The organism is Bacillus altitudinis 41KF2b (assembly GCF_000691145.1).
In the GTDB taxonomy this organism is placed as follows: Bacteria; Bacillota; Bacilli; order Bacillales; family Bacillaceae; genus Bacillus; species Bacillus altitudinis.
In genome coordinates this window covers 76,517-86,718 of the sequence record NZ_ASJC01000011.1, presented here as the reverse complement: position 1 = coordinate 86,718, position 10,202 = coordinate 76,517, and the positions used below count along the sequence as shown (strand labels likewise).

At 42.2% G+C, this 10,202-nt stretch carries 9 protein-coding genes and 1 pseudogene; 6 read left to right on the top strand and 4 right to left on the bottom strand.

Features of this window, described 5'->3' with window-relative positions; genetic code table 11:
* The 3 genes and pseudogenes from BA79_RS15950 to BA79_RS15940 all read left to right on the top strand — a co-directional run.
* Window positions 1–519, top strand: a pseudogene (locus BA79_RS15950) (isopeptide-forming domain-containing fimbrial protein); the annotation flags it as partial.
* Between the two features lie 6 nt (window positions 520–525).
* Window positions 526–1,086 (top strand): class D sortase, encoded by a 561-nt coding sequence (locus tag BA79_RS15945; protein ID WP_008347291.1) that lies wholly within the window; start codon window positions 526–528, stop codon window positions 1,084–1,086.
* Window positions 1,087–1,195: 109 nt separating this feature from the next.
* Window positions 1,196–1,480 carry an AbrB/MazE/SpoVT family DNA-binding domain-containing protein gene (locus BA79_RS15940; protein ID WP_008347289.1) on the top strand — a complete coding sequence of 95 codons (285 nt, stop codon included), beginning with the start codon at window positions 1,196–1,198 and terminating at the stop codon, window positions 1,478–1,480.
* 39 nt (window positions 1,481–1,519) lie between these two features.
* On the opposite strand, the gene BA79_RS15935 is transcribed toward BA79_RS15940, so the two are convergent.
* Genes BA79_RS15935 through tcyA form a run of 3 tightly spaced genes read right to left on the bottom strand, consistent with a single transcriptional unit; the run spans window position 1,520 to window position 3,770 of the window.
* Complete coding sequence (locus BA79_RS15935) at window positions 1,520–2,263, bottom strand: amino acid ABC transporter ATP-binding protein (RefSeq protein ID WP_035703882.1); 744 nt, start codon at window positions 2,261–2,263, stop codon at window positions 1,520–1,522.
* 12 nt (window positions 2,264–2,275) lie between these two features.
* Window positions 2,276–2,968 carry an amino acid ABC transporter permease gene (locus BA79_RS15930; RefSeq protein WP_035703879.1) on the bottom strand — a complete coding sequence of 231 codons (693 nt, stop codon included), beginning with the start codon at window positions 2,966–2,968 and terminating at the stop codon, window positions 2,276–2,278.
* Entirely contained in the window at window positions 2,955–3,770 is an 816-nt protein-coding gene (gene tcyA, locus BA79_RS15925; RefSeq protein ID WP_007498178.1) for a cystine ABC transporter substrate-binding lipoprotein TcyA, read from the bottom strand. The genes BA79_RS15930 and tcyA overlap by 14 nt, the downstream gene beginning before the upstream one ends.
* Before the next feature lie 359 nt (window positions 3,771–4,129).
* On the opposite strand from tcyA, the gene BA79_RS15920 reads away from it, so the two are divergent.
* The gene (locus BA79_RS15920) at window positions 4,130–4,750 is read left to right on the top strand and encodes a dienelactone hydrolase family protein (RefSeq protein WP_035703877.1); all 621 of its coding nucleotides are present in this window, start codon (window positions 4,130–4,132) and stop codon (window positions 4,748–4,750) included.
* Between the two features lie 288 nt (window positions 4,751–5,038).
* Entirely contained in the window at window positions 5,039–6,472 is a 1,434-nt protein-coding gene (locus tag BA79_RS15915; protein ID WP_008347282.1) for an amino acid permease, read from the top strand.
* A 44-nt stretch (window positions 6,473–6,516) separates the two neighbouring features.
* On the opposite strand, the gene BA79_RS15910 is transcribed toward BA79_RS15915, so the two are convergent.
* The gene (locus BA79_RS15910; protein ID WP_017358530.1) at window positions 6,517–8,010 is read right to left on the bottom strand and encodes a peptide MFS transporter; all 1,494 of its coding nucleotides are present in this window, start codon (window positions 8,008–8,010) and stop codon (window positions 6,517–6,519) included.
* A gap of 263 nt (window positions 8,011–8,273) precedes the next feature.
* Here BA79_RS15910 and BA79_RS15905 point away from each other — a divergent pair, with 263 nt between their 5' ends.
* A complete protein-coding gene (locus tag BA79_RS15905; protein WP_035703874.1) occupies window positions 8,274–10,058 on the top strand; it encodes a right-handed parallel beta-helix repeat-containing protein in 1,785 nt (594 codons plus the stop codon).
* Window positions 10,059–10,202: the final 144 nt, after the last annotated feature.

Below are 10,202 nucleotides of genomic sequence, written 5' to 3'. Positions count from 1 at the left end.
TTACACGATCAAAACAAAAAATAGTGTAGAAGACAGTGTCATCAAAGACTTAGTGATCGCAGATCAACTGCCAGAAGGTCTTGAATATGTCGAAGGATCATTAAAAGTAGATGACCAAGCCGTCACAGATGCAAAAGATGACGACAACGGAGACTACACAAAAGGCACAGTGACCGGTCAATTTGGTGATATCAAAGACACGGACTGGCATATGGTTACTTTTGAAGCGAAGGTCACGAAAGGATCTGAAGGTAAAACCATTCAAAATATCGCAGTTGTGAAGGGTGATAATGTTGACGAACCAGACAAACCTGAAAACTCAACAGCGGTAGTACCGCCGCCGCATGTGCCAGGGGTGCCAACAAATCCAGAGCAGCCTTCTCATTCAGAACCGGATACACCTGGTCATCATCTTCCGAACACTGCAACAGAGATGTACAACTTTTTACTAGCAGGATTTGCACTTGTACTAATAGGTGCATCCATATTGTATGGAAAAGAAGAAAAAGAAACGGATAATCGTCCATGTTTCAAAAAATCATCTCAGCTCTATTGATTACAGCAGGTATTTGTCTTGTGATTGTAGGATATATGAAAATCGTTGATGGACAAAGACAAGTAGATCAGTCATTCCAGTCTGCACAAGCAGCCATCCAGCAAAAGGGGAAAGCGGATTCCCCTTTTGTGCCGAAGGCTGGTGAAACCATTGGGCTATTGCACATTCCAAAGTTAAAAGCTGAGTTACCAATTGTAGAAGGAACAGCGGCGGAGGATTTGGCAAAGGGAGTTGGTCATTATCACGAGAGCTATTTTCCTAATGAACAGGGACAAATCGTTTTATCTGGGCATCGTGATACTGTGTTTAGACGAACAGGAGAACTTGTGAAAGGGGATCAACTCGTTATTGAGCTTTCATACGGTCGATTTACCTATGAAATTGAGAAAACAAAGATTGTGAAAAAAGATGATCAAAGTATTATTACACTACAACAGGAAAAGGAAGAACTTATCCTCACCACATGTTATCCTTTTTCGTTCATTGGTCCTGCACCAAACAGATATATCATATATGGGAAGCGTGTTTAGCCATTGGATCAGCCTGCAGCTCCTTCTTTCATTAACCGATTAGAGCGCTTAATCCCTGGATAAACAGGGAATCGTCTATATCATATCTAGAGATGCAGGGGGGGTCAATTTGTTAAGTAAAGACTATGTAAAGTATATAGATAACGTCGGAAGAATTGTCCTGCCAACAGATATAAGAAAAAGGTTGAAAATTCATCCCCGAGATATGGTGGAGATCTATCAAGAAGAAGGTCACATTGTGATGAAGCCGTATTGGCAGGACAAGCCCTGTATCGTCACAGGAGAAGTGACAAACTCCAACAAAGTGCTATCGGGTGGAGTGGTCATCAGTCCAGAGGGAGCGAGACTGCTCCTTCAAGACTTATTGGCGCTTCGCCTGAAAAAAGAGATATAAAAAAAGGCTGTTCTCATCAAGTGAGAACAGCCTTTTTGATCATACTGGATTCAAAATCCGGTTTAAAAATTGCTTTGTTCGTTCTTCCTTTGGTCGTTTGAAGATTTCTTCAGGAGGACCTTGTTCGACGATGACGCCGCCATCAATAAAAATCACTTCGTCCGCCACTTCTTGGGCAAACTTGATTTCATGTGTGACGACCGCCATCGTCCAGCCTTCTTTCGCTAAATCCTTCATGACCTTTAAGACTTCCCCGACAAGCTCAGGGTCAAGCGCAGAGGTAGGTTCATCAAAAAGCATAAGCTCTGGCTGAATGGCAAGTGCACGGGCAATCCCGATACGCTGCTTTTGACCGCCTGACAGCTGGAATGGATACAGGTCTTTTTTATCTTCAAGACCGACCTTTTGCAAGAGCTGAATGGCTTCTTTTCGAACCACTTCCTTTGGACGGCGCTGCACCTGAACAGGACCTTCCATCACATTTTCAAGCACTGTGCGGTGAGGAAACAGGTGATAATCTTGAAACACCATGCCTGACTTCCGGCGAAGCTTGAGCAAATCAGCTTGTTTATTTTTTTTAGAAAAATCAATCGAGAAATCATCGAAGGTAAAGGAGCCGGCATTTGGAATTTCAAGTGCATTTAAACAGCGAAGCATCGTTGTTTTTCCTGAACCTGATGGACCAAGAATCGCCACAACCTGCCCTTTGTTGATCGTAAAATCAATCGACTTTAAAATCTCATTTTCACCAAAGGATTTGTTTAAGCCTTTGACTGTTAGCATGTCGTTCCCTCCTTACCTTGCGACATATCGATCAAGTCGTTTTTCAATTTGGTTTTGAACGAGCGATAGAATGAAGCAGAATACCCAATAGATCAGGGCTGCTTCCATATAAATAAATAAAATTTGATCCAAGTTCGCCGCAGCAATTTCCTGTGATTTACGGAACATCTCTGCCACGAGGATTTGGGAGGCAAGCGATGTATCTTTCACCAAACTAATGAATGAATTAGACAGCGGCGGAATCGATACACGCACTGCCTGCGGTAAAATCACGCGGATGAGCGTTTTGCGATGGGTCATCCCAATTGAATAACCAGCTTCCCATTGTCCTTTAGGAACAGACAGGACGGATGCACGGATAATCTCTGACGCATACGCACCTACGTTTAATGAAAAAGCAATAATGGCACTTGGATATGGATCCAGTGTGATATTAAATGTCGGAAAGAAATAGAAAATAATAAACAATTGCACAAAAAGCGGCGTTCCGCGAACGGCCGACACATAGATGGAGAAAATCCATCTGAGGGCTTTGATTTTAGACATTCTAGCAAGAGCTGTCACAAGCGCGATAAAAAGACCAATAATGAAGGCAATGATGGCAAGGGGGATTGTATAATAAATCCCCTGCATCACCATTGGCCAAAAAGATTGCTGAAGAAGATCCCAAGGAATGACGACTCCTAGGGTATTACTTTGTAACATCTTCACCAAACCATTTCTTAGAAATCTTAGCGAGTGTACCGTCTTTCTTCATTTCTTTTAATGCGCCATTCACTTTGTCAACGACTTCGCCGCTGCCTTTTCTGAAGGCAAAATACGTTTCTTGTGGATCTCCTGTTTCAAATGCAACTTTTAGGTTTTTGTTACCGCTTGTTTTCAAGTAATTCAAGACAGCTAATTTATCATTGAACGTCAAATCAGCACGCCCTTGCTGAATCAATTGAATGGATTGTGCAAGACCTTCAACCCCTTCAATTTTAGCGCCAGCATCTGTAGCTAATTTATTGTAGTTACTTGTTAATGATTGTGCTGCTTTTTTGCCTTTCACATCAGAAAGTTTCTTGATGTCATTGTTATCTGATTTTGTCACAACAATGGCTTGAGACGTTGTGTATTTATCAGAGAAATCATATTGATTTTCACGTCCAGTTTTACCAACTTGGTTCGCTACCACATCAAAACGTTTAGAATTCAGACCAGCAAACATGCTGTCCCATTGTGTTTCTTTGAATTCTGGTTTTAAGTCAAGACGTTTTGCGACTTCTGTGATGACCTCGACATCATAGCCAGTTAATTTATCTGTTTTTTTGTCATGGAAGGTGAAAGGAGCATATGTACCTTCTGTACCGATGGTTAATACGCCTTTATCCTGAATGGACTTCCAAAGGTCACCTGATTCCTTAGACCCAGATTGTTTATTTGCGCTGTCGTTTGCAGCTGATCCACATGCTGTGATCAATGCAACACAAGCGCCTAAAATAATGGCAAAGAACATTTTTTTCATTTTATTCCCCACTTTTCTTGTTGGTATTTACAACATATGATCTTACAGAGAAGCAACCTAAAAGTAAAGCATTTGAAACTAGCTTGAGCGAATCTCACCAACTTTATGCCTTGAACTGGTTGAACGGATAAACGATAGAACTATACCCAAAACAAAAGGTGGATAAAACCAAACGCATTCTCAAACGATGATGAAGAGAGTTCGATTGATGAGAATGTGAGATAGACTACTTAATGGTAAAATATGCTATGATTTTCACATCGAAAGAAGTTTATGTGAGTGTTGATCAGTCGACTTAAATGACTTTTTAAAGTACGATCCTCCAGTGAACAAACGGAATAAAAGGGAAGTGTGATCATTTGCATACATCGAAACAAAAACCTGTCATGATTTTAGTACACGAAATATACGGAATAAATGATCATATGAAGAGTATGATCGATCATTTTGACAAAGCTGGTTTTGAGGTTTATTGTCCTCATTTATTAGGACAGGCTAAACACTTCCCTTATGCCAGTGAGAATGAGGCATATGACTACTTTATGAATAATGTTGGTTTTGATGAATCGGTAAAGATCGTATTGAATGTGGCAAAAGAGTTAAAAACGAAAAATGCAGAGAGAGACATATGTCTGATAGGTTTTAGTGTGGGGGCAACAATTGCTTGGCAATGCAGCCAATATGATCAGTTGTTTACCGGAGTCATTGGATTTTATGGTTCAAGGATAAGAGATTTTCTCGATATGAAGCCTGCCTGCAATACGTTGTTATTTTTCCCGGAAGTTGAAGCATCTTTTAACCCACGGGAGGTTGCGAATGTTTTGGAGAAAAAGGAAAAGCTTTGCGTGAAAATAGTAAAGGGGCAGCATGGGTTCGCCAATCCAGATTCTACGACTTTTCACGCTGAATCTAAAAATCGCTGCTTTCAAGAAATCGATGGTTTTATCAAAGAGTGTCTACAAAAGAAAAATGACTCATGACTGTTTGAAATGAGACTCGAATAGAGGGAAATGAAACCAGTGTGTCATGTAAGTTTGCATGCTGGTTTTTTCGTGCAATTCTTTTGGATATAAGGCATCCTATCAAATGATCAGAATCACCGTATAGTTGTGCGAACATTACTAAAATAAAGACTTTGTTACAGTGACGATAGAAGGAAGCATATTTATTATAAAAGATGTATAATTAGTAGGTTGTTTTAAAAATGGAATAATCACATGGAGACATGTTTTGATAACAGAACATCTTAGAAGAAGGAGGGCATCATTGTGGATGTTGGACAAAATCAGCCCGAACAATTGAAAAGGGCGATGACCTCCCGCCATTTATTTATGATTTCTCTTGGCGGTGTCATTGGGACAGGCTTTTTCCTTGGAACAGGCTATACGATTGGACAAGCAGGGCCAGTTGGAGCTGTTCTTTCCTATATTGTGGGCGGATTGATTATGTATTTAACCATGCTGTGTCTTGGAGAGCTGTCAGTCGCGCTTCCTGTGTCGGGGTCGTTTCATACGTATGCGACGAAATTTGTGAGTCCTGCAGCAGGATTTGCTGTTGGCTGGATTTATTGGCTTGGCTGGGCAGCCACTGTGGCGCTGGAATTTTTATCAGCAGGGCAGCTGATGAGACGCTGGCTTCCACAAGTGGATGTGTGGATTTGGTGTCTCATATTTGGGCTGTGTTTGTTCTTATTAAATGCCAGGTCAGCGAAAGCGTTCGGGGAGTCGGAGTTTTTCTTTTCAACCATTAAGATTGTTGCCATCTTACTATTTATTGGCGTAGGCGGAGCGGCGATGTTTGGTTTTATTCAAACGACGAGCGGGGAACCAGCTCCTTACTTTAGTCATTTTGTGAGTGACGGTCTGTTTCCGAATGGCTTGCTGGCCGTTGTCGTCACGATGATCACGGTGAATTTTTCGTTTCAAGGGACGGAGCTGATAGGGATTGCGGCAGGAGAAAGTGAAAATCCAGAGAAAACCGTGCCTCGCTCGATTCATCAGACGGTTTGGCGCACACTTGTCTTTTTCGTTTTATCTATTTTTGTCTTAGCGGGTATGGTGCCTTGGAAAGAAGCGAGTGTGCTGCAAAGCCCATTTGTCACTGTGTTTGAGAGAACGGGCATTCCTTATGCGGCAGATATCATGAACTTTGTCATTATCATTGCTTTATTATCTGTGGCGAACTCGGGCCTGTACGCCTCTACGAGAATGCTGTACTCTTTGTCGAAGGAAGGAATGGCAGGCAAGGCGTTTAGACGAGTCAATCAGCGGGGCATCCCGATGAATGCCTTACTGCTCACTTTCCTGTTTACAGGTATTTCGTTATTATCAGGATTTTTTGCAGAGAAAACCGTTTTTGCTTGGATCGTGTCTATTGCAGGCATGAGCGCCCAAACCGGCTGGATTACGATTACATTATCACAGCTGCTTTTCCGCAGAAGATATTTGAAAGCAGGCGGAAAGCTGGAAAACCTAAAATTTAAAACCCCTCTTTATCCGGTACTGCCGATCATTGCGATCACGCTGAACTCGATTGTGCTAATCAGTCTTGCCTTTGATGCCGAGCAGCGGATTGGGCTGTATGTCGGCGTACCGCTCATGATCATTGGATATGTTGTCTATCACCGCTATGTGAAAAAACATCAGGTAAAAAGTGAACCGCTCCAGCTGCAAATCCACGGAGATGATGAGATTCGGTTTTAATTCAAAAAAAGAAGCCTTCCCATTTGGGAGGCTTCTTTTTCAATTTAATGCACGCCTTTCATCGCTTTCTTAATCACCGGTGTAAGCAGAAGCATGACACCACATAAAATGATGGCGAGCATGCCGATGATCCCGAAATAGACGGTTTCTGGCACTTTATCAAACAGCTTGACCACTTGTGCATTGATCGCCTGTGCCATTGCATTTGAAAGGAACCAAAGGCTCATCGTTTGCGCTGAGAAGGCAGCAGGTGCCAGTTTTGTTGTGGCTGACAGCCCAACTGGTGATAAGCAAAGCTCTCCGATGACGACAAGGAAGAAGCTTAGAACGAGCCATAGTGGGCTTACAAGTGTATGTGGTCCAGACATGTAGGCAGGAATGATCATGATGATAAAGGATAATCCTGCGAACAGAAGGCCAAGTGAGAATTTAATCGGGGTAGACGGCTGTTTCTTACCGAGTCTGACCCATAACCAAGCAAATACTGGTGACAGGAGCACAATAAAGATTGGGTTCAATGATTGGAACCAAGAAGAGGCTAATGTCATGCCAAGGAAATTCAAGTTTGTTCGCTGATCTGCATATGTCGCTAAAATATTTGAGCCTTGTTCTTGAATGGCCCAGAACATCACCGCAGCTAGGAACAATGGAATATAAGCGAGTACCCTCGACTGCTCCACTGCACTCGTTTTTTTACTAAAATACATCACAATAAAATAAACAATTGGAATCAGCACACCAAGGACACTGACAAACCAAGTGAATAGATTAATCGTGAGCGCTCCTGTTTGAATACCGATGACAGCAAAAACAGCAAGTACAATCACGATCAATGTACCGAAAATTTTGAAGTTCTTGCGTTCAGTAGCTGATAGTGGATTTGTGACATAAGTGCCGGCAAGTCCAAGATTCGGCTTTTTCGTGATGACAAACGTAATCAGTCCAACAAGCATACCAACGGCAGCGAGTGAGAAACCAAGGTGAAAATTCACTTTTTGACCGAGTGTTCCGACAATTAATGGGGCGATAAAACCACCCATATTGATCCCCATATAGAAAATACTGAATCCCGAATCCCTGCGAGGGTCTGTTTTTGTATACAGGTCGCCGACTATGTTTGATACGTTCGGCTTTAGGAGGCCTGTCCCAATAATAATCAGCCCCATACTAATAAAGAGCGCTGTTGCTCCGCTAGGTAGTGCCAAAATGACATGACCAAGCATAATGAATACCCCGCCATAAAAGACCGTACTGGACGAACCAAATACTCGGTCGGCAAGCCATCCGCCAATAATGCCTGACATATAGACAAGCGCACCATAGACAGACATGATCGAATTAGCGGTTGTCTGGTCGAAGCCAAGACCGCCTTTTGTCACCTCTGTGTACATATAATAAATAAGCAGTGCACGCATGCCATAATAAGAAAAACGCTCCCAAAATTCAGTGAAAAACAGTGTGTAAAGTCCTTTAGGATGTCCAAAAAACCCTTTTTGAGGAACACTTTTAACAATTTTATCGTGGTCAATTGTAGACATGGCATAGATCCTTTCTTAAAAAAAGAGATATGAGAAAAATGATATTCTTGTATAGTTCTTGTGTCAATATAAAACTATTCTAAAACAGGAAAATGTTAGTTCAATAGGCGTAAAGACTCAAAAAAATGAAAAATTCGCTCAAGTGAAAATCATCGGAAAGTTATTCCAGAAGAATTTATATAAAATTTGAAATATCGTACAAGCAAACCTTTTCCACATGCATAGGATGACAAGAGGACATGTGTAAAAAGGAGGGGTTTTCATTGGGGGATGTAAATGAATCTGATCTGAAGAAACCCATTGTCAATGTATTAGACTTTGGCGTGATTGCTGACGGGAAAACGGACTGTACAGCGAAACTGAACGAATGCCTGGAATGGACAAAAGCACAGGGCTACTCCCACGTCTGGCTGCCGAGTGGAACGTATCTAATAGATGCGGTGTACAGGGGGGATCAATTTTTTCCTTTTCGTCATGCCGGCATACGAGTGCCAAGTCATATTTGTATTGAGATGGCATCAGATGCCGTTATCAAAGTGAAACCAAATGATTCGTGGGGATATGCAGCCTTTTATATTGGAGAGGTAGAGCATGTGACCATTCGGGGCGGGCGGATTGAAGGTGACCGTGATGAGCATGTGTACAAGGCACTCCCGCCAGAAAGAAAAACACATGAATGGGGCTTCGGTGTGTGTATTGAAGGTGCTTCCCATGTGAATATCGATCGTGTTCAAATCAACAATTGTACGGGAGACGGCATCATTGTCAGTCCGCACGGTTTATTGACCCATATCGAATCGTACTCGCCTGCTTCGTCTATTCATATTTCTGGCTGCACCATCACTGACTCAAGGCGAAACAATATGTCTATTACAGGCTGTGATGGTGTCATTGTGGAAGACTGTTTGCTTGAAAGGGCAGGGATAAACGGGGTCGAGCCAAAAATGGGCATTGATATTGAAGGATACGGGGAAAATGCGACCAACTTGGAGGAACCGCTGAATATTCAAATTCGAAACAACATAGTCAGAGGCGGCGCAGCCAGCTCTATCTACAATTTCAACGGCTATGGTGTGATCATTGAAGGCAATCAAACGGACAGCAGTATCTCCTATGGCTTCGCCACTGAAATGATCATTGCGAATAATTTGATTCGTGCAGTGGGAGGGGGCGTGACAAAAGCAGGGATTACGAGCTTAGGAGTGCCGCTTGATCAATCGGAAAACAATGTGATCATTATTGGCAATATGATTGAAGGATTTGAAAAGGGGATTGATGTGAGGGGAGACAGCGTGCACATCACAGGTAATAAAATCAGTCTTTTTGAAGATGCGGCTGTGTCTGTCTATATGGCCAATCGTATTTTAATAGAAGGAAACCATATTGAGTCAGGGACAAACACACGGCTTAGAAGTACATCGCTGCGTATTTATCAATCAGACAGCATTGTCTTTTCAAACAATACCGTCTACTCTGTCATTGATGCGGCGATGGTCAGAGGAACGAATATTCTCATTCAGCATAATCAATTCAAGGAATTCAGCCGAGGGATATGGGTGCAGGAGGGAGAAGCAGGGATCAACGGCAATCACTTTATTCAAGAAGGACATTCACAGCTCGCATCTTCGTATACGATCAGCGTGACAGGAGATGCAAAGGCTTTCATATGGCAGAATCGTTTTAAGCACTATCAAAACTATGCCGTCTACAGCAATACGACCGCTCCTTTAGAGATTAAAGACAATTCCTTTGAAGAAACGTCCTTATATGTGGTGATGTATATTAAAAATGGCTCACCCCAAATTGGAGATAACCGCTTTTATTTAAATCATTCGATCGGACAGCCGACAGCCGTTTTTCTTGATGAGGTTGTCTCAGCACGTGTGCTACGGAATAACATCATTAATCTCTCTCCTCAAAAAGCGATTGCCGTCCGCACCGTATCTTCCACTCATTCGGTGATTGCCCATAACGTACTAGAGCGCAGTCAATTGATGACGCACTCCACGGACCGGCTCATCGGAAATATTGAAATTGATCCGCCGTAAACGCCTGTAAATCCCTTTTTTTGGAGGTTCAGAAGGCGGTTGACAATCATGTAAAAAGGGCATATAGTAATAATTATTTTTCATTTTTCACAACATTTGCCCTTTTTTTATGGATAAAACCGATTAATTCAATCAGAAAAATGT